Below are 22,950 nucleotides of genomic sequence, written 5' to 3' on the forward strand. Positions count from 1 at the left end.
GGGGCTGGCCCCCCCGGGGTCCGGCCGGGGGAGCCCCCGTGCGCGGCCCGCGTGCCTACGCTGACGGCCATGACGACGCTGCTGCGCGGGGTGCCCGAGGGGGCCGGGGTCCGGGAGCGGGTCGCCGAGCTGTACTGGCAGGCCTTCGGGCACCGGCTCGGCGCCGCGCTGGGCCCCGCCCCGGCCGGGCGGCGGTTCATCGCCGCGCAGCTGGCCCCGGACCGGGCGCTGACCGCCGTCGCGGAGGACGGCCGGTTGCTGGGCGTGGCCGGGTACCGGCTCGCCGGGCGCGGTCTGGTGGGCGGTGACACGGCCGCGCTGAGGGCGGAGTACGGGCAGGTCAGGGGCTTGTGGCGGGCATACCTGCGGGCCCTGCTGGAGCCCGCGCCGGGCCGCGGCGAGCTCGTCGTGGACGGCGTCGCCGTGGACCCGGCCGCACACGGGCGGGGCGTGGAGGCACTGCTGCTGGCGGGCGTCGAGGCGGTCGCCGCCGAGCAGGGGTGCCGCCGGATCCGGCTGGAGGTGGCCGCCGGTGATCCGGCTGCCCGGGCCCGCTACGAGGGGCTCGGCTTCCGGGCGGTCCTGGTGCCGAGGACGTCCTGGCCCCGGGAGGTACTGGGCCTCGGGGCGGTGACGACCCTGCACAAAGCCGTGCCGCCGCAACCCGGGCAGTGAACCGGAAGACCGGGAAAAACTTCCGGGTACGGAAGGGTTCGGGCGGGTATATCCCCCTGGACAGCGCAACGACGGCCCCTACCAGGGACCCCTCCGTCGCAGGAGCGCAGACTGATGGAACGTACAGAGCTCACAGACGTCGCGACCCACGAGGCCAGGGCCCTCTCGGTGGCCCTGTTCCGCAGGCTGGCCGGGCTGGAGGAAGGCACCGCCGAGTACTCGTACGTCCGCAACACCCTGGTCGAGCTGAACATCAGCCTGGTGCGGTACGCCGCCCGGCGCTTCCGGGGCCGCAGCGAGCCGATGGAGGACATCGTCCAGGTCGGCACGATCGGCCTGATCAAGGCCATCAACCGGTTCGACCCGGACCGCGGTGTCGAGTTCACCTCGTTCGCCATGCCCACCATCACCGGCGAGATCAAGCGGTTCTTCCGCGACACCAGCTGGGCCGTCAAGGTGCCCCGCCGGCTCCAGGAGCTGCGCATCGACACGGCCAAGGCCCACGACACCCTGGAACAGGACCTGGGCCGCGAGCCTACCGACACGGAACTCGCCGAGCAGCTGCACGTGACGCCGGAGGAACTGGTCGAGGGCCGCAAGGCCGCCCGCGCCTACTCCGCGCGCTCCCTGGACGCCCCCGCGCAGGAGGAGAACGACCACGACCCGTACGCGGCGCCGACGGCGCTGGGCGAGGAGGAGCCCGCGTACGACCTGATCGAGTGCCTGGAGTCGCTCAAGCCGATGCTGGCCGGACTCTCCCCGCGCGAGCGGACGCTGCTGGAGCTGCGCTTCGGGCAGGAACTGACGCAGTCCGAGATCGGCGGGCTGCTGGGACTGTCGCAGATGCACGTCTCGCGGCTGCTGAACCGGACCCTGACCCGGCTGCGCGAGGAGTTCCTCACGGACGCGGAGGAGGCGCAGAGCCGTCCCGAGAACTGCCCTGAGGACCGCCCCCGGGCCCCGGGGTCCCGTCGGTCAGCGGCGGCCGGCTCGGACCGGGGAACGGAGCGGGGCGCGGATCGCGGGCAAGAGCGGGAGGCGGAACTTCCAGCCAGACCGTCTTCCCGGGAAACGCACCGCCGGACGGTTCGGCGCCCCACTTCGTCGCGAGCCGTTCCAGCACGATGAGGCCGTGCCCGCCCGGGCGGCTGCGGTCGCCCGGCGGGCGGCGGCGGGGCGGGTCGGGGCTGTCGTCGCTGACCTCCACCCGCAGGCCCTCAGGGCTGTGCCGCAGGACCAGCTCCCGGGGGCCTCCGGCGTGCAGGCAGGCATTGGTGACGACCTCCGAGACCAGCAGGAGCACGTCGTCCATCGCCTCGGGGTCACGGGGCCACTGCCAGTCCGTGAGCGCCTGCCTCGTGAAGTCCCGGCAACGGGTGACGACACCGGTCGTCGCGCCGCCCAGGACCAGCCTCCGAGTCTGCTCGGCCACAGGGCCTCCCGTCTTCGCGCGCACGCGTCCGCACGCCCGTCTCCGCGCGCACTCCTGCGCGCCGCACCTACCCCCACCCGGGGCGACCAATCCCGATATTCCTTTATGCACCCCTTCTCGACCAGCCCCGGGAACGCCACGGGGCCACTGCGGGCAACTTCCGTATGACGGGAATCCGATTCCAGAATGTGAGCCGCCTCACCGGCACGGGCTCGTCGGGTGTGCGCGGCCGCTTCGGCCGGGACGTTTCCCACCCCCGTGCGGAAACCTCCCGTACCGCCGCCTCCCGGCCGCCCCGACGAGCCCGCTCCGGTGACCGGCGGCCGACGCTAGTGCGGCCGCGGGGCCGCGGCGAAGCCCCTCCGCCGGATCCGTCAGGTCCGGCGGGGCTGTTGTCCACATTCTGGACAACTACCCTCGGATTATGAACGCAGCCGCCGACGCCCACGCAGCCGTCAAAGACGCCGACCGGAAGCACGTCTTCCACTCCTGGTCGGCGCAGGAACTCATCGACCCGCTCGCCGTCGCGGGGGCCGAGGGTTCGTACTTCTGGGACTACGAGGGCAACCGCTACCTCGACTTCTCCAGCGCGCTCGTCTACACGAACGTCGGCTACCAGCACCCCAAGGTCGCCGCCGCCATCGCGGAGCAAGCCGGGAAGCTCTGCACCGTCGCCCCCGGTTTCGCCGTGGACGCCCGCTCCGAGGCCGCCCGCCTCATCGCCGAGCGCACCCCCGGCGACCTCGACAAGGTCTTCTTCACCAACGCCGGCGCCGAGGCCGTCGAGAACGCCGTCCGGATGGCCCGCGTGCACACCGGCCGGCCGAAGGTGCTGGCCGCGTACCGCTCGTACCACGGCGCCACGTCCGCCGCGATCAACCTGACCGGCGACGCCCGGCGCTTCGGCAACGACTCGGCGACCGCCGGCGTCGTGCACTTCTGGGGCCCGTTCCGCTACCGCTCGCCCTTCCACGCCGCCACCGACGCCGAGGAGAGCGCCCGCGCCCTGCGCCACCTCGAGGACACCATCGTCTTCGAAGGCCCCCAGTCGATCGCCGCGGTCATCCTGGAGACGGTCGGCGGCGCCCCGGGCGTGCTCGTGCCGCCGCCCGGCTACCTGGCCGGGGTGCGCGAGCTCTGCGACCGCTACGGCATCGTCTTCATCCTGGACGAGGTCATGGTCGGCTTCGGCCGCACCGGCAAGTGGTTCGCCTGCGAGCACTGGGACGTCACCCCCGACCTGCTGTGCTTCGCCAAGGGCGTCACCAGCGGGTACGTGCCGCTCGGCGGCGTCGCCATCTCCGCCGCGATCGCCGAGACCTTCGCCCGCCGGCCCTACCCGGGCGGGCTGACGTACTCCGGCCACGTGCTGGCCTGCGCCGCCGCGGTCGCCACCATCAACACGATGGAGGAGGAGGGCGTCGTCGAGCAATCCGCCCGCACCGGCGCCGAGCTGCTGGGGCCGGGCCTGCGCGCGCTCGCCGAGCGGCACCCCTCGGTCGGCGAGGTGCGGGGCCTGGGCACCTTCTGGGCGCTGGAACTCGTACGGGACGCGGAGACGGGCGAGCCGCTCGTCCCGTACAACGCCTCGGGCGCCGACAACGCGCCGATGGCCGCGTTCGGGGCGGCCTGCAAGAAGGGCGGCCTGTGGCCGCTGACCGCCGGCAACCGGATCCACGTCGCGCCGCCGTGCAACATCTCGGAGCAGGACGTGGCCAAGGGCCTGGCGATCCTCGACGAGGCCCTGTCGGTCGCGGACGCGCACATGGCCTGACCTGCGCGTACCGCCCCGCTGCTGTGGGGTCGCCCAATCCGTGGGTGCGGGTGTTCGGATGATCCGTGCGGTGGAGATCGCGCCGTGCGCGTGTTGCAATCCGGTGAGCGGTACGAAGCACCCACCGCGCACCACCCAGCACCTACGGACCGGGATGCACGTCAGTCCCGGGGCGGCCCCGCGCGGGCCGAACGGCGGGGAGCGGCACGCCTTCTTTCGGGCGGACGCTGGACGCCGGGCGTACGGGATCCAGACCACCGGACTCCGTGTTCCCGAGACCCGAAGGAAGACAGCATGAGCAAGCACGTCCTGGCCCAGAACCAGTACGGCAAGGCCGAGAACCGCATCGTCAAGGTCACCCGCAAGGGCAGCGAAGGGTCTTGGCACGAGATCCGTGACCTCAACGTCTCGGTCGCGCTCCGCGGTGAGTTCCGCGACGTCCACCTGACCGGCGACAACGCCAACTGCCTGCCGACGGACACCACGAAGAACACGGTGTACGCCTTCGCCAAGGAACACGGCATCGACTCGCCCGAGGCCTTCGGCATCCTCCTCGCCAAGCACTTCGTCTCCTCACAGCAGCCGATCCGCGAGGCACAGATCCGCATCGAGGAGTACGCCTGGGACCGGATCCCGGTGCCGACGCGCAAGGAGCAGCACTCCTTCGTCCGCAAGGGGCAGGAGGTGCGCACCGCGCAGATCACGTACAGCGAGACGACCGGGCTCCAGGTCATCTCGGGCTTGACGGACCTGACGGTGATGAACTCGACGAACTCCGAGTTCCACGGCTACATCAAGGACAAGTACACGACGCTCCAGGAGGCGTACGACCGCATCCTGGCGACCAAGGTCACGGCCCGCTGGGCGCACTCGGCGCTGGCCGCCGACGACGCCAGGTACGACTGGGACCGGTCGTACAAGAAGGTCCGCAAGCACCTGCTCGACGCGTTCGCGGAGACGTACTCGTACTCGCTCCAGCAGACCCTGAACCAGATGGCCGAGCGGGTGCTGGACCACTGCCCGCGGGTCAACGAGGTCCGGCTGAACCTGCCCAACAAGCACCACTTCCTGGTCGACCTGGAGCCCTTCGGCCTCAAGAACGACAACGAGGTCTACTTCGCGGCGGACCGGATGTACGGCCTGATCGAGGGCACCATCCACCGCGACGGGGTGCGGCCGGTCATCGCGACCAGCGACTGGATCGTCGCGTAACGCCCGCGCGGCCGGCCGGTTCGCGCACAGCGGTCAGCCCGCGCGGACCGTTCGGGCAGCGCACACCGGTCAGTTCGGCCCGGACCGCGTCGCGGGGTCCGGGCCGTCCGGCTGTCCCACGAGCAGGTTCCAGCGCCCCGAGCGTCCGGTGAGCGTGGTGACGGTCTGCGGCCGGACGTCGAGCCGCCAGAAGGCCGCCGCGGGCAGCTCCAGGGCGTACACCACGGCCGCCCGTACGACGGCCTGCTCCACCACCGCGCGGTACGTGCCGGGCGCGAGTCCGGCGAGGTGGGCGCCCGTACGCGCGATCAGCGCCGCCACCGGCTCCCCGCCGCCCGGGGGCGCGTACGACGGGTCGGTGAGCCACTGCCCGACCGCCTCCGGGTCCACGGCGGCGACCTCGTCCAGGGTCCGGCCCGCCCACTCCCCCATGTCGGGGCCGCGCAGGCCGTCGTGTCCGGGGCAGGGTGCTCCGTACCCGAACCGCCCTTGGCGGGCGGCCGGTCCGAGGGGTGGCGTCACCAGACGCAGGCGTACGACGGGCATGCCAAGAGGGTAGGGCCGGCGGCTGGGGCGCGCGCCCGGGGCGTGAGACGACGAGCACACGCCGTGGTGTTCAAGCCACGCGCGCGGTACCGTCACGGACGACATGACGAAGGTATGACGGAAGTACCGGTGAGATTCCGGCACGGTCGCGCCACTGTGAATCCTCCCGCAGGAGTGGGGGAGGGAAGTCAGACCCGCCACCTTCGTCAAAGAGCACCACTGACCGGGACGCGTGTTCCCTCTGGAGGTTCTGCCATGGCTCACTCTGCCGCGCCCACGACGGCGCCCGCCGCCATCGCCCCGATTTCCCTTTCCGCCCTGGCCCCTTGGGCCGTCTTCGCGGGCATCGTGACGCTCTTCCTGCTCTACCTCGTCGGCGCCGAGCAGGGCGCGACCGCGCTCTTCGAGGGCAACACCGTCCACGAGTGGATGCACGACGGCCGTCACCTCCTCGGCTTCCCCTGCCACTGATCCGGAGTACGAACCACATGAACTCCGTGTCCCCCCGCGTGTTCCTCGTCCGGGGCATGCTGTCCGGGCTGCTGGCCGGGGTGGCCGCCTTCCTCGTCGCCTACGTCCTGGGCGAGTCGAAGGTCGACGCTGCGATCGCCCTTGAGGAGGCGGCCTCCGCCGGTCACGACCACGGTGACGAAGCCGCCGCCCCGGTGAGCCGGGCCCTCCAGGCGACGGCCGGACTGGGCACCGGCACCCTGCTCTACGGGGTCGCGCTCGGCGGCATCGCCGCGCTCGTCTTCTGCTACGCCCTGGGCCGCATCGGCCGCTTCGGCCCGCGGGCCACGGCGGCGCTGGTCGCCGGGGGCCTGTTCGTCACCGTCAACCTGGTGCCGTTCTTCAAGTACCCCTCCAACCCCCCGGCCGTCGGCGACCCCGAGACGGTCGTCCACCGCACGACGCTGTTCGTGCTGATGATCGCCTTGAGCGTGCTCCTCGCGTCGGGTGCGCTCATCCTGGGGCGGCGGCTCGCTCCGCGCATGGGCAACTGGAACGCCTCGGTCGTCGCCGGTCTCGCGTTCGTCGTGGCCGTCGCCCTCGCGTACGCCCTGCTGCCCGGCATCAACGAGGTACCGGCGGACTTCCCGGCCGTGCTGATCTGGCAGTTCCGGCTCGCGTCCCTCACCATCCAGGCAGCGCTGTGGACGACTTTCGGCCTGTCCTTCGGATATCTAGCCGAACGCGCCCTTGCGCCCGCCACCGCACCCAAGGAGGCTGTGCAGCCGACAAGTTGACAGGGAAGGGGCCAGTGGCACATGCAGACGGCGATCTGGGAATGGCGAGGCTGGACGGGTGCTGCACCGTTCTGGCTGAGCTCCGTCCTGCTGCTCCTGGCCCCCTTCACCGCCATCACCCTGCTGGCACAGATCGGCGTCATCGTGGCGCTGGCCGGCCTCGGTGGGCTGGCCCGGCAGCTCTGGTTCGGTGACTACGGGCACCCCGCCATCCATGTGGCCGCCGCGCTGATGGGCGCCGCGGCGGCGGCCCTGGTGGTGGTCTGAACCCGGCGGTGACCACTCCCGCCCTCCTCTCCTCACCCGTACGGGTGCACCGGCCGCGGCGGCCGAAATACAGCGGGCACAACCGCCTCCAGCTGCGAAGACGCGCCCGGGCTGTTACGACACACCGGTGACATGTCGGCAGTGTCCGGCGCCTGCCGATGTGTGCGGGGGCCGGGAGCGGTCCACTGCTGACAGGATCCGGCCGCCCGAGCCGGACCAGGAGGGAATGCCATGGCCCGCGCCCAGTGGGCCGTCGGTGCGCTGACGGTCACTCTGCTCGGCACCGGCGTAGCGATGTTGCACAGTACCCAGGGCGCCGAGCCCGAGGCCGTCGCCGTGAGTGACGCGCTGCCGTCGCGGGCGCTGGGGCTGACCGGTCACCGGCGTCTCGTGCGGGAGCTGGAGCACGGCGGCGAGTACCCCGGCCAGGCCGGTCCGCACGCTCCCGGCGGCTCCCGGCCCGTGCGGGGTTCTTCGGGCAGCGCCGTCCAGCCGATGCGGGTGGCGCGGCCGGTGCGCCTGCGGATCCCGAGCGCGGGGACGGACGTCCGGCTGTCCTCCCGGAACCCGGAAGGCGGGGCCCGCTGGGACCCGGACAGCCCGGCCCCGGGATCGGCCGGTACCGCCGTCGTCACCGGCAAGGAGCTGCGGCTCGCCGGTCTGCGGCGCGGGCGCGTCATCGAGATCGCCCGCGCGGATCACCGTACGGCCGTGTTCACCGTCGAGCGGGTCGTGCCGGTGGACGGCGACGGAGGGCCGGTCCGGCGGGAGCGGACCCGGCGCCGGGAGCGGGGAGAGCGGGCCGAGCGGCCGGAGCGGGCGGGACTGAGGCTGGTCGGCGGCGACGCCGTCGTCACGGCCCGGCTGACGGGCCGCCACCACACCCGCTGAACCGCGGCCGTCTGTCAGCCGACGGGACGCGGGTCAGCCGACAGGGGTGTCTTCGTCCCCCCATCGGGCGTTTCTCGCGCAGCTGCGGCACGGTCTCCGGCGCGTCGGGGCACACAGCAGGGCATGAACGGTGCGCGGTATGCGCGGGCGGTGCTGGCGAAGGCCCTGACGGTGGCCTGCGTCGTACTGCTGTGCGTATTCGGCGCCGGTCCTGCGGCGGCCATGGCCGCCGAGTCCCGTCCGGCTGCCACCGCCCCCGCGGAGCCCTCCGACGGATCCTCGTCGGATCCGGCCCCGGATGTCGAGGCACGGCCGGCCCTGCGGACGTTCACGCGCGAGACGCCCGAGGTACGGCGGCCGCCGTTGGTGTTTCACGTGAAACGTGCCGCTCACCCGCCCAGCGCCACCCCGGTCGGGGCGGAATCGGCGCGGCAGGCGGTACGGAGTGTGGTCCTCCGCTGCTGAGCGGGCCCGGGCGTTTCGCCCCGCCGGCCCGGTCCCGCGGGGTCGAGGCGCCCGTACGCAGCGCGTCCTGCCCACACTCCTGCGACACCGTGAGGTTCCGTCATGCCCATCGACCCGTACGCGGCGCTGAACGCCATGATCCGCGCCGAAGCCCTCCGCTCCACCCCGCCGCCGACCCGCCGCCCCGAGGCCGAGGACACCGGACAGGGCGACCCGTCCCCGCGCCCGGCCGGGACCGCACCGGCGGAGTGAGCTGACGTCGGCGCCGGTCCCGTGTGGCACCGGCGCCGACGCGTGCCACGCCCGGAATCAGTCCTCGTGCGTGTAGTACCAGTAGAACGTGGTGAGTGCGGTGCCCACGGCCACCGCCAGGCCGAGCGCCACGGAGCGGAGCACCGATTCGTTCGTGAGGCTGAACAGGTAGCCGATGGCGATGCCCCCGAAGGCGCCCCACGAGGCGGCGTGCAGTTCGCGCGCGAGCCGTGGGCCGAACCGGGAGAGAGCGAACACGCAGCCGGCGAAGACGACGCCGCACAGGATCCCGTAGAAGACGTTGCCGGCGTCGACCGGGCCCATCTGACGCTGGATGAAGGCCGCCCAGACCCCGTAGACGAGGCCGAGCAGCAGGGGGACCACCAGTGCGGTCCTGCTGACGTGCCGCATGTCCGCCCCTGCCATCCGCTGGGGCCGCCGGGGAGCGGTGGGTGCCGCATGTGCCATGGCCAGCTCCTCTCTGTCCACCCTCCAGGGCACACCCGCCGCCCCGGGGCGGCAAGTGGATCAACCCGGCCACCCGGGCGACGCGCCGGGTCCGACGTCACCCGGACGCAGCAACAGAGCTGGCCCGGCGGGGCCCCCAGGGCGTTCCCTGGTGACGTGCGCACCTCGTTGTCGGCGGTTCTGATCGTGCTCGTGGCCCTGCTGGTGCCGGCGAGCGCCGTCGCGTACTGGGCCGACCGGGAGCTGGGCGACGCCGACCACTACACCGCGGCCATGTCCCCGCTGGCCCGGAACCCGGCCGTGCAGAACGTGGTCGTCACGGAGAGCACCCGGGCGCTGGCCGGGCAGATCGACGCCGGCCCGTTCCAGGGCGGCGTCGACACCCTGCTCGGCGAGGCCCTGCGCTCCTTCGTCGGGACGCCCGCGTACCGGACGGCGTGGGACGCAGCCAACCGCGCCGCGCACGCCGCGTTCTTCCGCGCGCTCACGACGGGGCACGGCGACGCCGTGACCATCGATCTGGCGCCGGTGCTCGCCGAGGTCAAGGGGGAACTCGTCGGGGACGGGGTGCCGTTCGCGGACCGCATCCCCGTCACGCACCTGTCCGTCAAGGTCATGGAGTACGACGATCTCGGCGCGCTCCGGAGAGGATTCCGCATGCTCCAGGTCGCCGGCGTCTGGCTTCCCCTGCTGACCCTCGTCCTCGCCGTCGCGGCGGTCGCCGTCGCCGTGCGGCGCCGGCGCGCCGTCCTGGCCACCGGCATCGGGCTCGCCGTGGGGGCGGTGCTGCTGTGGATCAGCGTCGAAGTCTGCCGCCGCCTCACCCTGGACGATCTGCCGCCCGACGTCGACCGCCCGGCCGCCGGAGCGGTGTACGACGCGCTCACCTCGTTCCTGCGCACCACCGCATGGCTGGTGCTGGCCATCGGACTCGCCGCCGCCCTGGCCGCATGGCTGACCGGGCGACTGCGCCGCACCCCATAAGCTCTGAACGTACGCAACAGGCCCAGAACTCCACAGAACCCCGTAGAACCCTCCCGGCAGAACCCCAGCAGAACCGATTCGCGAGCGGCGCCACGGAAGCGGGAATGACCAGCGAACGACGCACCGAGCACATACCGCCCGGGCAGCCACGGGCCCGGCCCGCAGCCCGGCAGCTCCCACTGACGCCGCCCGCCTGGCTGCTCAAGGGTCTACGGCCGAGCAAAGCACCGGTGCCGTGGGCCGCCGTCGTGCGCGCCGGGATCGCCCTGTCCGCCCCGCTCGCCGTCGGCTTCGCCCTCGGCGAGCCCGAATACGGTGCGCTCGTCTCGATGGGTGCGCTGTCCGGGGTGATCGGGGACACCGCCGACGCCTACCGGATGCGGATTCTGAACATCGCCGTCCCCCAGGTGTTCGGCGCCGTCGGCGTAGCGCTCGGAACGCTCGTGTTCGGGCACGGCTGGCTGGCGGTGGGCGCCCTCACCCTGATCGCCCTCGTCTCCGGGATGATCTCCTCGATCGGCACGGTCGCGTCCGTCTCCGGGCTGCTGCTCCTGCTCAACGCCGTGGTGGGGGCCGGACTGCCGCTCCCCAAGCCCTGGTGGACCGCGCCGCTGCTGCTCGCCGCCGGCGGGCTGTTCGTACTGGTGCTGACCCTGTTGGGCTGGCCGCTGCGCGGACGGCAACCCGAACGGGCCGCCGTCGGGGCCTGCTACCGGGCCCTCGCCGACGCCCTGGAGGCAGCGGGCGGCCCCGACTACGAGGAGCGGCGACTGGGGGTCACCCACTCCCTGAACCACGCCTACGACCTCGTACTGGGCCGCCGGGCCCGGGTCCACGGCCGCAACCCCTCCCTCGTGCGGTTGCTGGTCCAGCTGAACGTGCTGGTCCCGCTCGTGGACGCGGCGCCCGCCGTGCACCTGAGCGGCCGCCCCCTGCCGCCGGAGGTGCCGGCGGCCGTGCGGGAGCTGGGCCGGGTCGTGGAAGGGGGCCGCACCGGGGCACCGGTACTGGAACTCCCCCCGCCGCACGGACCGTCCCAGCGGGCCGTCGACAAGGCGCTGCGCTACGCGACGGTCCTGGTGCACGAGGAGGAGCCCGACCCGTACAACATCGACGACCGGCTCGGCAGGCCGGCCGCCCTGCGCGTCCGGGCCGGGCGGGTGGTGCGCGACATGGCGCTGTCGGGGGCCTCCTGGCGCTACGGCCTGCGGCTCGCCCTGTGCATCGGGCTCGCCCAGTCGCTGGTCTCGCTGGTGCCGGTCGAGCGCTCGTACTGGGTCGCCCTGACGGTCACCTTCGTCCTCAAGCCGGACTTCGGTTCGGTGTTCTCGCGCGCGGTGCTGCGGGCACTGGGCACCGCGGCCGGGCTGGTCCTGGCCGCTGCCGTGCTCTCCGAGGTACCGCGCGGGTGGTGGGACGTACCGGTCATGGCGGCGCTGGCCGCGCTGATCCCGGCGTTCTCCGTGAAGGGGTACGCCTTCCAGACCGCCACGATCACCCCGGTGATCCTGCTGCTGTCGGACCAGCTCAACCACCAGGGCTTCGATCTGATCCTGCCCCGGCTGCTGGACAGCCTGATCGGCTGCGCCATCACCCTGGTCGCGGGGTACCTGCTGTGGCCCGAGAGCTGGCACACCCGGATCGGGGACCGGCTGGCCGACGCCGTCGAGGACTCGGCCCGGTACGTGGAGCGGGCGTTCGCCGCCGCCGACGCGACGGAGGCCGACCGGGCGGCCGCGCGGACCGCCCGGCTCCATGCCCGGCGGCGGATCTACCGCGAGCTGTCGGGCGTACGGAGCGAGTTCCAACGGGCGCTGACCGAGCCGCCGCCCACTGGGGCGCGGGCCGCCGCGTGGTGGCCCCTGGTCGTGGCCGTCGAGCGGATCGTGGACGCCACGACCGCCGCCCGGGTGCGGGTCAACCACGGGGCCGAGCCGCCCGCTCCCGAGGAGGTGGCCACCGTCACCGCCGAGCTGCGCGGCCTGGCGGAGGGGGTACGGAACAGCAGGACCCCGGAGAAGGTCCGGGTAGCCCCGCTGCCGGCGGGGGCGGAGGAGTCCGTACTGGCCCCGGTGCACCAGGAGGTGGCGGCCGCACGGGCCATCGCCACCGAGCACTGACGGCTCGCGGCCACGGCGGGGCCGAACTCCTGCCGGGGGCGGGTTGTTTCACGTGAAACCGATCCCCGGATCGCGCGGATGCCATGACACGGGAGTGAACGCTTCGTGAACCGGAGGCGGTGAAGTAGGAGTTCTCGCAGGCCCCTCAGGGTGCGCAGGTGACAGGAACGCCACGATTGGCGCCCCTGCCGACGTTCCAGCCAAGGGGCCGATAACCTTACGTGTCCACTCTGGGTAGGGATCTACCGCGCAGCACGGACAAATGACGCACGCACACATGCGAAAGGCCTGGCCCATGGGTATTCGGAGCTTGTTGCGCAAGGTGTTCGGACGGTCTCCCGAACCGGTTCCGGATTCGTCGGACGCCCCGTCGGCGGCCGTCCCGAACCAGGCCGAACGCACGCCGCTGGACGTGGCGGCCGAGCTGGTGGCGGCGTCCTTCGACAACCCGACGGTCCCGCCGCAGTCCGCGCCGCGTGACCGCGAGCCGGGCACGGTTCTGACGGCGCCGCCCCAGACGACGGACCCGACGGTCCCGGAGGCCCGCCGTCCGTCTCCGACGGTCACCTCGGAAACCCCAACCGGCGCCTCCCCCGCCCCGGTTCCCCACCCGGCCCAACCGGCGGCGAAGGCCGAAGCGGAAGCCACGCCCGCCACGGAACCGGCCGCCGAAGCGGAACCCGCCCCGCAGGCCGAAGCGGAAGCCGAGCCGGCCGCGAAGCCCGAGGCCGACGCCGAGACCGCCCCGGAGCCGGCCGCCACCGAGCCGAAGGCCGAAACCGGACCCGAGGCGGAGCCCGCGCCGGTGACCGCCGCCGCACCTGAGGCAGAGCCGATCGCCGCCGAGCCGGAGGCCGAGAACCAGGCCGAGGCCGCCGCCGCACCCGAGGCGGAGACCGAAGCCGGGGCCGCCGCCGCACCGGATGCGCCCGAGGCGGCTGCCACCGAGCCGGAGGCCGAGGCCGCGCCTGAGGCGGAGCCGGAAACCGCACCGGAGCCGGTCGCCGAGACCAAGGCCAAGGCCGTGTCCGAGCCGGTGTCCGCTGCTGCCGAGCCGGAAACCGCATCCGCGCCGGTCGCCGCCGGGCCGAAGGCCGAGGCCGCACCTGCGGCGGAGCCCGAGCCGGTGACCGCCGCCGCACCCGAGGCGGAGCCGGAGACGGCCCCGGAGCCCGTCGCCGCCGCGGATGCGGCCGAGGCCGGGCCCGCCGTCGTGCTCGCCGCCGTCAAGCGGCAGGCGCCCGAGGTGGCCGCCGCCTACAAGGCCGCCGGTCAGGTGCTGCGCGGCAAGGGCAAGGCCGGGGCGCGCGCCAAGGTGTACCTCGTCCTGGACCGCTCCGGCTCCATGCGCGGGTTCTACAAGGACGGCAGCGCCCAGTACCTCGCGGACCACGCCCTCGCCCTCGCCGCGCACCTGGACGAAGAGGCGACCGTGCACACCGTCTTCTTCTCCACGGAGGTGGACGGCACCGCCGACCTCACCCTCGACGCCCACGACGCCACCTGGGTCGAGTCCCGCCACGCCGAGCTCGGCCGCATGGGCCGCACCAGCTACCACGTGGCCGTCGAGGCGGTCGTCGAGCGGTACCAGAAGGACGGCGGCGACCACCGCGCGCTGGTGGTCTTCCAGACCGACGGGGCCCCCGACAACCGTCAGCCCGCCAAGCAGGCCCTCGCCGACGCGGCCGGGCACGACATCCACTGGCAGTTCGTCGCCTTCGGCGACCACGACTCCAAGGCCTTCGACTTCCTGCGCAAGCTGGACGCCGAGAACGCCGGCTTCTTCCACGCCGGGCCCGCCCCGCAGGAGCTGACCTCGGCGGCCCTCCTCAAGGGCGTCCTCGACCGCTTCTGAGCCGACCCGCACAACGCGCAGGGCCCGGGATCACCGATCCCGGGCCCTGCGCGCTGGGTACGACGGGTCCTGCCGGACCGCCGCGGCCTACTGGTGCGGCTTGACCGACTTCTCGACCGGCTCGGAGCTCTTGGTCTCCACCGGCTTGCGCAGCGCGATGTTCAGCTCGCGCAGGCGGGACTCCTCCAGCACGGTCGGCGCGCCCATCATCAGGTCCTGCGCGTTGCCGTTGAGCGGGAAGGCGATCGTCTCGCGGATGTTCGGCTCGTCGGCCAGGAGCATCACGATGCGGTCGACGCCGGGGGCGATGCCACCGTGCGGCGGGGCGCCGAGACGGAACGCGCGCAGCATGCCGGCGAACTCCCGCTCGACGGTCTCGGCGTCGTAGCCGGCGATCTCGAAGGCCTTGAGCATGACCTCGGGCTCGTGGTTGCGGATGGCGCCGGAGGACAGCTCGATGCCGTTGCAGACGATGTCGTACTGCCACGCCAGGATGTCGAGCGGGTCCTTCTCCTCCAGGTCCTTCATGCCGCCCTGCGGCATGGAGAAGGGGTTGTGCGAGAAGTCGATCTTGCCGGTCTCCTCGTCCTTCTCGTACATCGGGAAGTCGACGATCCAGCAGAAGCGGAAGACGTTCTCCTCGAACTGGCCGGCGCGCTTGGCGGCCTCGACCCGGACCGGGCCCATGATCTTGGAGACCTCGTCGAACTCGCCCGCGCCGAAGAACACCGCGTGCCCGGCGGCGAGGCCGAGACGCTCGGTGAGGACCTTGACGTTCTCCTCGGTGAGGAACTTGGCGATGGGGCCCGTCAGGGCGCCGTCCTCGCCCACGCGCACCCAGGCCAGGCCCTTGGCGCCCAGCGAGATCGCGTACTCGCCCAGGCCGTCGAAGAACTTGCGCGGCTGCCCGGCGGTGTCCGGGACGGCCAGCGCACGCACGTGCTTGCCGGCGAACGCCTTGAACTCCGAGCCCTCGAAGACGTCGGAGATGTCGACGAGCTCCAGCTTGGCGCGCAGGTCGGGCTTGTCGTTGCCGTACTTGAGCATCGACTCGCGGAACGGGATGCGCGGGAACGGCGAGGTGACGGCGCGGCCGCCGCCGAACTCGGTGAAGAGCTCGGTCATCAGCCGCTCGATGGGCTGGAAGACGTCCTCCTGCTCCACGAAGGACATCTCGACGTCGAGCTGGTAGAACTCGCCCGGCGAGCGGTCGGCGCGGGCGTCCTCGTCGCGGAAGCAGGGCGCGATCTGGAAGTACCGGTCGAAGCCGGAGATCATCAGCAGCTGCTTGAACTGCTGCGGCGCCTGCGGCAGGGCGTAGAACTTGCCCGGGTTCAGGCGGGACGGGACGACGAAGTCACGGGCGCCCTCGGGGGAGGTCGCGGTGAGGATCGGGGTCGCCATCTCGTTGAAGCCGAGGGCCACCATCTTGGAGCGGATGGAGGCGATCACGGCCGAGCGCAGCATGATGTTGCGGTGCATGCGCTCGCGGCGCAGGTCGAGGAAGCGGTACTCCAGGCGCCGCTCCTCGTTCACCCCGTCGTCGGTGTTGATGGTGAAGGGCAGCGGGCCGGCCGCGCCGAGCACCTCGACCTCGGAGACCTCGATCTCGATCTCGCCGGTGGGCAGCTCGGGGTTGACGTTGTCCGCGCCGCGCGAGACGACCTTGCCGTCGATCCGGACGACGGTCTCCTTGCTGACGCTGCTCAGCGCCTCGTTCGCGGCGGTGCCGGGACGGGCGACCAGCTGCGTGATGCCGTAGTGGTCACGCAGATCGATGAAGAGGATGCCGCCCAGGTCTCGACGATTGTGCACCCAGCCGCTCAGCCGGACGTCAGCGTTGACGTCGGAGGCACGAAGCTCGCCGCACGTGTGGGACCTGTACCGATGCATCAGTCATCCAGTTCTTCGCGATACCAGGGTGGATTCAACCCTCACAAGGTTACCGTCCGGGACGGGTGCCGTGCTGGCGCGGCCGCGGAGGGCCCCGGATCGGGTGGCCGGGGCGCCCTGGACAGGCAGCCGGGCCTGATCACCTGTAAAGATGACCGGGTGCGCACCGAGGACGTCCTGGCCGCCATCGCGACGGGCCTGTGGCGATGGGACAACGCCTCCGGGACGGTCACCCTCGACGGCGAGGCCGCCCGGCTGCTCGGGCTGCCCGCCGAGCCCGTGGTCCTGCCGGAGGTGGCCGTACGGTCGCGGTTCCACCCGGTGGACTGGAACGAGATCAACGCGATCGTGGACCTGGCCGTCGCCGAGGGCACCCTCGCCGAGGCGCGGCTGCGGATCGTCGACCCGGAGGGGCGGGTGCTGCGCACCGTACGCAGCCGCTCCAAGCCGGTGCCGGCGCCCACGACGCGCGGCCGGATCGACTACGAGCTGATCGGCACGGTCCAGGAGATCGCCGAGCCCCAGCCGGGCACGACCGCCGCGCACACCCCGATCACCGGCGACTGGCGGCGCTCCCGCGAGGCGTTCCTGCTGGACGCGGGCCGGGCGCTGGCCGAGGCCCGGTCGACGGCTGAGGTGCTGCGGGTGGCCGCCTCCCTCTCGATGCCCGGGTTCAGCCCCGACGGGCTGGCCGTCTTCGGCGTCGACGGCGACCGGCTGTCGGTCATCGGCCACCACGGGCACGGCCCGGGGGACGAGAGCCCCTTCACGGAGATGCGGCTGGACACGGCCTACCCCGCCGCGGAGGTGGTCCGTACCGGACGGGCGGTCTACCTGCCGACGTCCGAGGAGTACAAACGGCGCTTCCCGGCCACCTGGCCGCTGGCCGCACCCTTCGGCCGGTCCTCCTGGGCGTTCGTCCCGCTGATCGTGGCCGGGCGGACCATGGGGGCGTGGATGGCGGCCTTCAAGCACCCGGTGTCCTTCTCGCCGGACGAGCGGTCGGTACTGACCACGGTGGCGCGGATGCTGGCCCAGGCCCTCCAGCGGGCCGGGGTGACGGAGTCCGAGCGGGAACTCACCACCGGTCTCCAACGGTCGATGATGCCGCAGCTCGGCCCCGAGATCCCCGGCATGCGGATCGCCGCCCGGTACGTTCCGACCGGCGGCGGACTCCAGGTCGGCGGCGACTGGTACGACATGATCCCGCTCCCCTCGGGCCGGTTCGCGCTGGTCATCGGGGACGTCCAGGGGCACGACGTACGCGCGGCGGGCCTGATGGGACAGCTGCGGATCGCGGTCCGGGCCTACGCCTCGGAGGGACACCGGCCGGACGCGGTGCTCTCCCGCGCCTCCCGCTTCCTCTCCGGGCTGTGCTCGTCGCAGGAGAAGGACGGCGGCCCCGACGGGTACGCGGACGGCTACGCCGAGGGCGGCCCCGACCCGGACCACACCAGCCCGCGCTTCGCGACCTGCCTCTACATGGAGTGCGACCCGCGCACCGGCCTGCTGGAAGTGGCCCGCGCGGGCCACCCCGATCCGGTGGTCCGGATGACGGACGGCACGGTCATGATGCGGCCGACGGCGGGCGGCCTCCCGCTCGGCATCGTCCCGGACACCGACTACCCCACCACCCGCTTCACCCTCGAACCGGGCGAGACGCTGATGCTGTGCACCGACGGGCTCATCGAGACGGGCGGACACGACCTGGAGACGGGCTGGGCGCGGCTGCGGGCCGTCCTCGAAGCCGAGGACCCGGACGCCGGCGGCCCGGACTCCGGGCACCTGGAAAAGCTGGCGGACCTGCTGGTCCAGGCCGTCCACGGCCCGTACTCGCACCACACCACCGGTCCGCTGGCCGACCGGCGCGAGGACGACATAGCCGTGGTGCTGCTGTGCCGCGAGGGCGCGGGCTGCGGCTGCGGCGCATCGGCCCCGCACCTCACGCGCCCGGCGCGGCGCACCATGCTGACCGTGGCCCAGGCCGAGCCGGAACGGATCTCCGGCGTGCGGCGGCAGATCCGGGAGCTGCTGCACGACTGGGCGGACCCGGACCAGGTGGACTCGGCGGAGCTGATGGTCTCCGAGATGGTGACGAACGTACTGACGCACACCGACGGCGACGCGCTGCTGGTCGCGGAGGCGGTCGGCGAGTTGGGGACCCGGCGGCTGCGGGTGGAGGTCGCGGACTCCAGCGACGAGCTCCCGCACAAACGGCACCCGGGCGAGATGGCGTCCAGCGGCCGCGGGGTCCTGCTGATGGAGATGCTGGCCGACGCGTGGGGGGTGGACCCGCGCGGCGAGGGCAAGTCGATCTGGTTCGAGCTGTCGGAGCAGGCGAAGGCCGACGACTCCCAGGGCTGACGCCCCGGGAGGGCCGGCGGGGGACTGACTAGCGGGTCCGCGGCGTGGTGGGGACGGTTCCCAGTCGGCCGGCCTGGAAGTCGTCGAACGCCTGCTGGAGTTCGTGCTTGCTGTTCATCACGAACGGCCCGTAGTGCGCCATGGGTTCCCGGATCGGCCGGCCGCCGAGCAGGATGATCTCCAGCGCCGGGGCGTTGGAGTCCTGCGACGCGTCCGCCCGCACCGTGAGCGAGCCGCCTTCGCCGAACACCGCCGTCTGCCCGGTCTGGACCGGCCGCCGGTCCTCGCCGACCGAGCCGCGTCCGGCCATGACGTAGGCGAGGGCGTTGAAGTCCGCGCGCCACGGGAGGGTGATCTGCGCGCCCGGGGTGACGGTCGCGTGGATCATCGTGATCGGGGTGTGGGTGATGCCCGGGCCCTGGTGCCCGTCGAGCTCACCGGCGATCACCCGGAGCAGCGCGCCGCCGTCCGGGGTGGTCAGCAGCTGCACCTGACCGCCGCCGATGTCCTGGTAGCGCGGGGGCATCATCTTGTCGGAGGCGGGGAGGTTCACCCACAGCTGGAGGCCGTGGAAGAGCCCGCCGCTGACGACGAGCGACTCCGGCGGGGCCTCGATGTGCAGGAGGCCGGAACCGGCGGTCATCCACTGCGTGTCGCCGCCGTTGATGACGCCGCCGCCGCCGTTGCTGTCCTGGTGGACGAAGGTTCCGTCGATCAGGTAGGTGACGGTCTCGAAGCCGCGGTGGGGGTGCCAGGGGGTGCCCTTCGGCTCGCCCGGCGCGTACTCCACCTCGCCCATCTGGTCCATCATGATGAACGGGTCGAGGTACTGGTAGTTGATCCCGGCGAACGCGCGGCGCACCGGGAATCCCTCGCCCTCGAAACCACCGGGGGCGGTCGTGACGGCCAGCACCTTACGGGCGGCGGTCTCCTGGGCCGGTTCCGCGACGCGGGGGAGCGTCAACGGGTTCTCCACAGTCACTGCAGGCATGGTCGGAACCTCCTTCTGGCGTCGAGTTTAGTTGAATCTCGAACTTTCTGCCACACCTGACTGAACAGTGCGCCCCCCGCCGCCATTCCCGGCCCCGGATGCGCGGCCCACCAGGCCTCCCGACGGCTCAGCGGCGTACGTACGCCCCCGCGCGCGCGGCCACCGCCGCGGCAACCGCGGCACGGTCGGCGGCCGCCTCGTCCAGCAGGGCGGCCGTGGTCAGCAGCCGGTAATAGAGGGGGGCCGACACCGCGCGGATCACCTCGTGCGGGTCGGTGTCCGCGGGCACCTCACCCCGGGCGGCCGCCTGCTCGACGCAGGGCGCCCACTCGGCGACGCGGACGGCGTAGAAGCCGTGCAACGCCTCCGCCGCCTTCGGGTCACAGGTGGCGGCCGCGATCACCGCCTTGAACAGGGCCCCTTGCCGGGGGTCGGCGAGCGTCCGCGCCACCAGACGGGCGTTGGCCGTCAGGTCCCCCAGCAGCGAGCCGGTCTCCGTACGCGGCACGGACTGCTGCGCCATGTCCGACAGCAGGTCGGCCACGAGGCCGGTGACCGTGCCCCAGCGGCGGTACACGGTCGTCTTCCCGACCTCCGCACGGCGCGCGACGTCGGCCAGGTCGAGGTGGGCGAACCCCTCCTCCGCCAGTACGTCTCCGGCGGCCCGCAGCACGGCGGCCCGCACCCGCGCCGTGCGCCCACCGGGCCGTACGGCCCCCGGCTCCACCTGGGGGCGTCCCTCCGGTAGCTCCATAACGGGACTCCTGTTCCATTTATAGCGAGGACTTGCTACGGTGAGCACATCTTAACGGGACTGTGGATCCATTAGGTGCCGCAGGGGAGAGGGGATACGTCATGGAATACAGGCGGCTGGGTACGTCCGGGCTCCAGGTCCCGGCGCTGAGCTTCGGTGCCGGCACCTTCGGCGGACAGGGACCGCTCTTCGGCGCCTGGGGCACCACCGGCGTCGAGGAGGCCCGCCGCCTCGTCGACATCTGCCTGGACGCCGGAATCACGATGTTCGACACCGCCGACGTCTACTCCGCCGGCGCCTCGGAAGAAGTGCTCGGGGCCGCCCTCAAGGGCCGTCGCGACCGGGTGCTCATCTCCACCAAGGCCGGCCTGCCCACGGGCGACGGCCCCGCCGACGCGGGTACCTCACGTTCACGGCTGATCGGTTCGGTGGACGCCGCCCTGCGCCGCCTCGGCACCGACCACATCGACCTCTTCCAGCTGCACGCCTTCGACGCCGGGACCCCGGTCGAGGAGGTGGTGTCCACCCTGGACGACCTGGTCCGGGCCGGGAAGATCCGTTACGTCGGCGTCTCCAACTTCTCCGGCTGGCAGACGATGAAGTCGCTGGCCGCCGCCGACCGGCACGGCCGGCATCGCTACGTCGCCCACCAGGTCTACTACTCCCTCATCGGCCGCGACTACGAGTGGGAGTTGATGCCGCTCGGACTCGACCAGGGACTCGGCGCGATCGTATGGAGCCCGCTCGGCTGGGGCCGGCTCACCGGCAGGATCCGCCGCGGCCGGCCGCTGCCCACCGGAAGCAGGCTGCACGACACCGCCGACTACGGTCCGCCGGTGGAGGACGAGCACCTGTACCGCGTGGTAGACGCGCTGGACGAGATCGCGGACGAGACCGGCAGGGCCGTCCCGCAGATCGCCCTGCGGTGGCTGCTCCAGCGGCCCACCGTTTCCTCGGTCATCATCGGCGCCCGCAACGAGGAGCAACTGCGCCAGAACCTGGGCGCGGTGGGCTGGACGCTCACCCCCGAGCAGATGGCGAGGCTGGACGCGGCGAGCCACCGCCCGGCCCCGTACCCCTACTTCCCGTACGAACGCCAGGAGGGCTTCGCGCGGCTCAACCCGCCGGCGGTCCCGACCCCGGGCGTCGGCTAGCCGTACATGCGGCGCATGGCGTAGTCGACCATCTGCTCGACCGCCTTCGCGTCGAACACCATCCGGTGGTCGCCCTCCATGTCGAGGACGAAGCCGTACCCGGTCGGGAGCAGGTCGATGACCTCGGCGCCGGTGATGACGAAGTACTTGGACTCCTTGCCGGCGTACCGGCGCAGCTCCTTGAGCGTGGTGAACATCGGGATCACCGGCTGCTGCGTGTTGTGCAGTGCGAGGAAGCCGGGGGTCTCCCCGCGCGGGCAGTAGACCTTCGAGGTCGCGAAGATCTGCTGGAAGTCCTCGGCGGCGAGCTGGCCGGTGGTGAAGGCCCGTACCGCGTCCGCGAGGGAGGGGGGAGACGGCTCGGGGTACAGCGGCGGCTGCTGCGCGTAGCCCTGCTGGGGCGGGGGCTGCGCGTAGCCCTGCTGGGCGCCCGGGGTCTGGTCATAGCCGTACATGGGCCGAAGCCTACCGAGGCGGTGACCCGCCGGGCCGCCGAGTTCCGGTCAGGCCCCCTTGAGGGTGTCCACGAAGGGGGCCCACGCCGACGCGGTGACGACGATCATGGGCCCGCTCGGCCGCTTCGAGTCCCGGACGGGTACGAGTCCGGCCAGCCCGTCGGCCACCTCGACACAGTTGCCGCCGTCGCCGTTGCTGTAGCTGCTCTTGCGCCAGAGCACGGTACCGAACTCACTCCCGTTGCTTGCCATTTCTGTACTCCTCAGCGGCTTGCTCAATCATGGCGAGGGATGCCTCCGGCGACAGTGCGGCGGCCCTGAGCCGATCGTATGACGTGCGGTACCGCTTCACGAGGGCCGGATCGTCCACCAGCTGCCCGTGATACGGGCCCTCCGTGTACGCGAGCGGCGGCTCGTCCTCGAATTCCATGAACATCAATGGGAGCCCCAGGAACGGCTGGATGGCAGGACTCCACAGCAGGACTTGTGGAACGATCCGGCGGCGTCGCGCCAAGGCGGCGATGCGGTCGAGCTGATCGGCCATCTCACTTGGCGGCAACAGCGGCTGGCGCACCAGGCACTCATGCAGGATCGTCCAGTACTCCGGCCGCTTCGGGTCCTCGAACAGAGCGGCCCGCTGCATGCGGGCCCGGACCTTCGCATCCACCTCTTCGGGGAGGTCCAGCGGATGCGTGGAGTGGATGACCGCCCGTGCGTACGGCTCCGTCTGGAGCAGCCCAGGGATGAGCGCATTGCTCCACTCCTCGATGGTCCGTGCCCGCGCCATCGCCTCCGCGACCGGCGCGAAGTACTCGGCGTGCGCGCCCCGCTTGGCCTTCCGGACGTCCTCGCAGCGCCGCGAGAAGAACCCGTCCGTATTTAGCACCTGGTCGACGTGGCGCGCGAGATCCTCCGGCATCCGCCGCTGGGCCCGCTCGATCTCGCTCAAGTAGGTGGCCCCGTAGAAGCTGTCCTCAACAGTTTGCTGAAGCGTGAGGCCTGCCGCCTCCCTCCGCCAGCGCAGCTCCTTGCCGTAGAAGGCCGGCACGCTCGCCGAGCCGTCAATGTCCTTACCCGCGGCCACAATCGCCTGCCTTCCACACCTCGCACTGTGGAGCCGAAACCCTTCCCACGCTACGCCCGGCGGCGCC

General features: G+C 72.4%; 22 protein-coding genes and 1 pseudogene. 14 read left to right on the forward strand and 9 right to left on the reverse strand.

Annotated features, from left to right (window positions below; all coding sequences use genetic code 11):
- The first annotated feature begins 69 nt into the window (after positions 1-69).
- Together ACZ4M3_RS09640 and ACZ4M3_RS09645 are read left to right on the forward strand one after the other, a co-directional pair.
- Positions 70-675: a GNAT family N-acetyltransferase gene (locus ACZ4M3_RS09640; protein WP_467731057.1), complete on the forward strand. Its 606-nt coding sequence runs from the start codon at positions 70-72 to the stop codon at positions 673-675.
- Between the two features lie 114 nt (positions 676-789).
- Positions 790-1,803 carry a SigB/SigF/SigG family RNA polymerase sigma factor gene (locus ACZ4M3_RS09645; protein WP_467731058.1) on the forward strand — a complete coding sequence of 338 codons (1,014 nt, stop codon included), beginning with the start codon at positions 790-792 and terminating at the stop codon, positions 1,801-1,803.
- Positions 1,804-1,831: 28 nt separating this feature from the next.
- On the opposite strand, the pseudogene ACZ4M3_RS09650 reads toward ACZ4M3_RS09645, so the two are convergent.
- A pseudogene (locus ACZ4M3_RS09650) lies at positions 1,832-1,987 on the reverse strand (ATP-binding protein); the annotation flags it as partial.
- A gap of 544 nt (positions 1,988-2,531) precedes the next feature.
- On the opposite strand from ACZ4M3_RS09650, the gene ACZ4M3_RS09655 reads away from it, so the two are divergent.
- Both ACZ4M3_RS09655 and pucL read left to right on the forward strand, forming a co-directional pair.
- A complete protein-coding gene (locus ACZ4M3_RS09655) occupies positions 2,532-3,881 on the forward strand; it encodes an aminotransferase class III-fold pyridoxal phosphate-dependent enzyme (protein ID WP_467731059.1) in 1,350 nt (449 codons plus the stop codon).
- A gap of 294 nt (positions 3,882-4,175) precedes the next feature.
- Positions 4,176-5,093 carry a factor-independent urate hydroxylase gene (gene pucL / locus ACZ4M3_RS09660; RefSeq protein ID WP_467731060.1) on the forward strand — a complete coding sequence of 306 codons (918 nt, stop codon included), beginning with the start codon at positions 4,176-4,178 and terminating at the stop codon, positions 5,091-5,093.
- A gap of 69 nt (positions 5,094-5,162) precedes the next feature.
- Here pucL and ACZ4M3_RS09665 read toward each other — a convergent pair whose 3' ends face one another.
- Positions 5,163-5,639 (reverse strand): histidine phosphatase family protein, encoded by a 477-nt coding sequence (locus tag ACZ4M3_RS09665; RefSeq protein WP_467731061.1) that lies wholly within the window; start codon positions 5,637-5,639, stop codon positions 5,163-5,165.
- A 255-nt stretch (positions 5,640-5,894) separates the two neighbouring features.
- Between ACZ4M3_RS09665 and ACZ4M3_RS09670 the strand changes: the two genes are divergently transcribed.
- The 5 genes from ACZ4M3_RS09670 (at position 5,895) to ACZ4M3_RS09690 (ending at position 8,761) form a co-directional block, all read left to right on the forward strand.
- Positions 5,895-6,110, forward strand: coding sequence for a CbtB domain-containing protein (locus ACZ4M3_RS09670; protein ID WP_453356710.1), 216 nt, complete (start codon positions 5,895-5,897; stop codon positions 6,108-6,110).
- 17 nt (positions 6,111-6,127) lie between these two features.
- Positions 6,128-6,886 carry a CbtA family protein gene (locus tag ACZ4M3_RS09675; RefSeq protein WP_467731062.1) on the forward strand — a complete coding sequence of 253 codons (759 nt, stop codon included), beginning with the start codon at positions 6,128-6,130 and terminating at the stop codon, positions 6,884-6,886.
- Positions 6,887-6,907: 21 nt separating this feature from the next.
- Entirely contained in the window at positions 6,908-7,153 is a 246-nt protein-coding gene (locus ACZ4M3_RS09680; protein WP_467731063.1) for a hypothetical protein, read from the forward strand.
- Positions 7,154-7,384: 231 nt separating this feature from the next.
- On the forward strand, positions 7,385-8,044 hold the full coding sequence (locus ACZ4M3_RS09685) for a class F sortase (protein WP_467731064.1): 660 nt from the start codon (positions 7,385-7,387) through the stop codon (positions 8,042-8,044).
- A 567-nt stretch (positions 8,045-8,611) separates the two neighbouring features.
- Positions 8,612-8,761 carry a hypothetical protein gene (locus ACZ4M3_RS09690; RefSeq protein ID WP_467731065.1) on the forward strand — a complete coding sequence of 50 codons (150 nt, stop codon included), beginning with the start codon at positions 8,612-8,614 and terminating at the stop codon, positions 8,759-8,761.
- A 57-nt stretch (positions 8,762-8,818) separates the two neighbouring features.
- Here ACZ4M3_RS09690 and ACZ4M3_RS09695 read toward each other — a convergent pair whose 3' ends face one another.
- Positions 8,819-9,229 (reverse strand): hypothetical protein, encoded by a 411-nt coding sequence (locus tag ACZ4M3_RS09695; protein ID WP_467731066.1) that lies wholly within the window; start codon positions 9,227-9,229, stop codon positions 8,819-8,821.
- 156 nt (positions 9,230-9,385) lie between these two features.
- On the opposite strand from ACZ4M3_RS09695, the gene ACZ4M3_RS09700 reads away from it, so the two are divergent.
- The 3 genes from ACZ4M3_RS09700 to ACZ4M3_RS09710 all read left to right on the forward strand — a co-directional run bounded on the left by ACZ4M3_RS09700 (position 9,386) and on the right by ACZ4M3_RS09710 (position 14,188).
- A complete protein-coding gene (locus ACZ4M3_RS09700; RefSeq protein ID WP_467731067.1) occupies positions 9,386-10,213 on the forward strand; it encodes a hypothetical protein in 828 nt (275 codons plus the stop codon).
- Positions 10,214-10,317: 104 nt separating this feature from the next.
- Positions 10,318-12,333 carry an FUSC family protein gene (locus tag ACZ4M3_RS09705; RefSeq protein ID WP_467731068.1) on the forward strand — a complete coding sequence of 672 codons (2,016 nt, stop codon included), beginning with the start codon at positions 10,318-10,320 and terminating at the stop codon, positions 12,331-12,333.
- Positions 12,334-12,628: 295 nt separating this feature from the next.
- A complete protein-coding gene (locus ACZ4M3_RS09710; protein ID WP_467731069.1) occupies positions 12,629-14,188 on the forward strand; it encodes a VWA domain-containing protein in 1,560 nt (519 codons plus the stop codon).
- Positions 14,189-14,275: 87 nt separating this feature from the next.
- Here the strand turns inward: ACZ4M3_RS09710 and aspS are convergent, their stop codons facing one another.
- Complete coding sequence (aspS, locus tag ACZ4M3_RS09715; RefSeq protein ID WP_467731070.1) at positions 14,276-16,081, reverse strand: aspartate--tRNA ligase; 1,806 nt, start codon at positions 16,079-16,081, stop codon at positions 14,276-14,278.
- A gap of 159 nt (positions 16,082-16,240) precedes the next feature.
- Between aspS and ACZ4M3_RS09720 the strand changes: the two genes are divergently transcribed.
- The gene (locus ACZ4M3_RS09720; RefSeq protein ID WP_467731071.1) at positions 16,241-18,445 is read left to right on the forward strand and encodes a SpoIIE family protein phosphatase; all 2,205 of its coding nucleotides are present in this window, start codon (positions 16,241-16,243) and stop codon (positions 18,443-18,445) included.
- A gap of 28 nt (positions 18,446-18,473) precedes the next feature.
- On the opposite strand, the gene ACZ4M3_RS09725 is transcribed toward ACZ4M3_RS09720, so the two are convergent.
- On the reverse strand, positions 18,474-19,436 hold the full coding sequence (locus ACZ4M3_RS09725) for a pirin family protein (protein WP_467731072.1): 963 nt from the start codon (positions 19,434-19,436) through the stop codon (positions 18,474-18,476).
- A 127-nt stretch (positions 19,437-19,563) separates the two neighbouring features.
- Positions 19,564-20,190, reverse strand: coding sequence for a TetR/AcrR family transcriptional regulator (locus ACZ4M3_RS09730; RefSeq protein WP_467731073.1), 627 nt, complete (start codon positions 20,188-20,190; stop codon positions 19,564-19,566).
- A 101-nt stretch (positions 20,191-20,291) separates the two neighbouring features.
- Between ACZ4M3_RS09730 and ACZ4M3_RS09735 the strand changes: the two genes are divergently transcribed.
- A complete protein-coding gene (locus tag ACZ4M3_RS09735; RefSeq protein ID WP_467731074.1) occupies positions 20,292-21,344 on the forward strand; it encodes an aldo/keto reductase in 1,053 nt (350 codons plus the stop codon).
- Here the strand turns inward: ACZ4M3_RS09735 and ACZ4M3_RS09740 are convergent.
- The 3 genes from ACZ4M3_RS09740 to ACZ4M3_RS09750 are packed head-to-tail and all read right to left on the reverse strand — an operon-like array spanning position 21,341 to position 22,883.
- Complete coding sequence (locus ACZ4M3_RS09740; RefSeq protein ID WP_467731075.1) at positions 21,341-21,799, reverse strand: SseB family protein; 459 nt, start codon at positions 21,797-21,799, stop codon at positions 21,341-21,343. The two genes, ACZ4M3_RS09735 and ACZ4M3_RS09740, sit on opposite strands and share 4 nt — an antisense overlap.
- A gap of 48 nt (positions 21,800-21,847) precedes the next feature.
- Complete coding sequence (locus tag ACZ4M3_RS09745) at positions 21,848-22,051, reverse strand: DUF397 domain-containing protein (protein WP_467731076.1); 204 nt, start codon at positions 22,049-22,051, stop codon at positions 21,848-21,850.
- Entirely contained in the window at positions 22,032-22,883 is an 852-nt protein-coding gene (locus tag ACZ4M3_RS09750) for a helix-turn-helix domain-containing protein (protein WP_361130541.1), read from the reverse strand. The genes ACZ4M3_RS09745 and ACZ4M3_RS09750 overlap by 20 nt, the downstream gene beginning before the upstream one ends.
- Positions 22,884-22,950 lie beyond the last annotated feature (67 nt).

This window comes from Streptomyces sp. NPDC026522, from assembly GCF_055567555.1.

Coding starts and splice junctions, on each gene's coding strand:
- ACZ4M3_RS09640 (WP_467731057.1), top strand. CDS start 70: ATGACGACGCTGCTGCGCGGGGTGCCCGAGGGGGCCGGGGTCCGGGAG.
- ACZ4M3_RS09690 (WP_467731065.1), top strand. CDS start 8,612: ATGCCCATCGACCCGTACGCGGCGCTGAACGCCATGATCCGCGCCGAA.
- ACZ4M3_RS09730 (WP_467731073.1), bottom strand. CDS start 20,190: ATGGAGCTACCGGAGGGACGCCCCCAGGTGGAGCCGGGGGCCGTACGG.
- ACZ4M3_RS09655 (WP_467731059.1), top strand. CDS start 2,532: ATGAACGCAGCCGCCGACGCCCACGCAGCCGTCAAAGACGCCGACCGG.
- ACZ4M3_RS09670 (WP_453356710.1), top strand. CDS start 5,895: ATGGCTCACTCTGCCGCGCCCACGACGGCGCCCGCCGCCATCGCCCCG.
- ACZ4M3_RS09695 (WP_467731066.1), bottom strand. CDS start 9,229: ATGGCACATGCGGCACCCACCGCTCCCCGGCGGCCCCAGCGGATGGCA.
- ACZ4M3_RS09735 (WP_467731074.1), top strand. CDS start 20,292: ATGGAATACAGGCGGCTGGGTACGTCCGGGCTCCAGGTCCCGGCGCTG.
- ACZ4M3_RS09745 (WP_467731076.1), bottom strand. CDS start 22,051: ATGGCAAGCAACGGGAGTGAGTTCGGTACCGTGCTCTGGCGCAAGAGC.
- ACZ4M3_RS09740 (WP_467731075.1), bottom strand. CDS start 21,799: ATGTACGGCTATGACCAGACCCCGGGCGCCCAGCAGGGCTACGCGCAG.
- ACZ4M3_RS09665 (WP_467731061.1), bottom strand. CDS start 5,639: ATGCCCGTCGTACGCCTGCGTCTGGTGACGCCACCCCTCGGACCGGCC.
- ACZ4M3_RS09675 (WP_467731062.1), top strand. CDS start 6,128: ATGAACTCCGTGTCCCCCCGCGTGTTCCTCGTCCGGGGCATGCTGTCC.
- aspS (WP_467731070.1), bottom strand. CDS start 16,081: ATGCATCGGTACAGGTCCCACACGTGCGGCGAGCTTCGTGCCTCCGAC.
- ACZ4M3_RS09705 (WP_467731068.1), top strand. CDS start 10,318: ATGACCAGCGAACGACGCACCGAGCACATACCGCCCGGGCAGCCACGG.
- ACZ4M3_RS09645 (WP_467731058.1), top strand. CDS start 790: ATGGAACGTACAGAGCTCACAGACGTCGCGACCCACGAGGCCAGGGCC.
- pucL (WP_467731060.1), top strand. CDS start 4,176: ATGAGCAAGCACGTCCTGGCCCAGAACCAGTACGGCAAGGCCGAGAAC.
- ACZ4M3_RS09680 (WP_467731063.1), top strand. CDS start 6,908: ATGCAGACGGCGATCTGGGAATGGCGAGGCTGGACGGGTGCTGCACCG.
- ACZ4M3_RS09725 (WP_467731072.1), bottom strand. CDS start 19,436: ATGCCTGCAGTGACTGTGGAGAACCCGTTGACGCTCCCCCGCGTCGCG.
- ACZ4M3_RS09685 (WP_467731064.1), top strand. CDS start 7,385: ATGGCCCGCGCCCAGTGGGCCGTCGGTGCGCTGACGGTCACTCTGCTC.
- ACZ4M3_RS09710 (WP_467731069.1), top strand. CDS start 12,629: ATGGGTATTCGGAGCTTGTTGCGCAAGGTGTTCGGACGGTCTCCCGAA.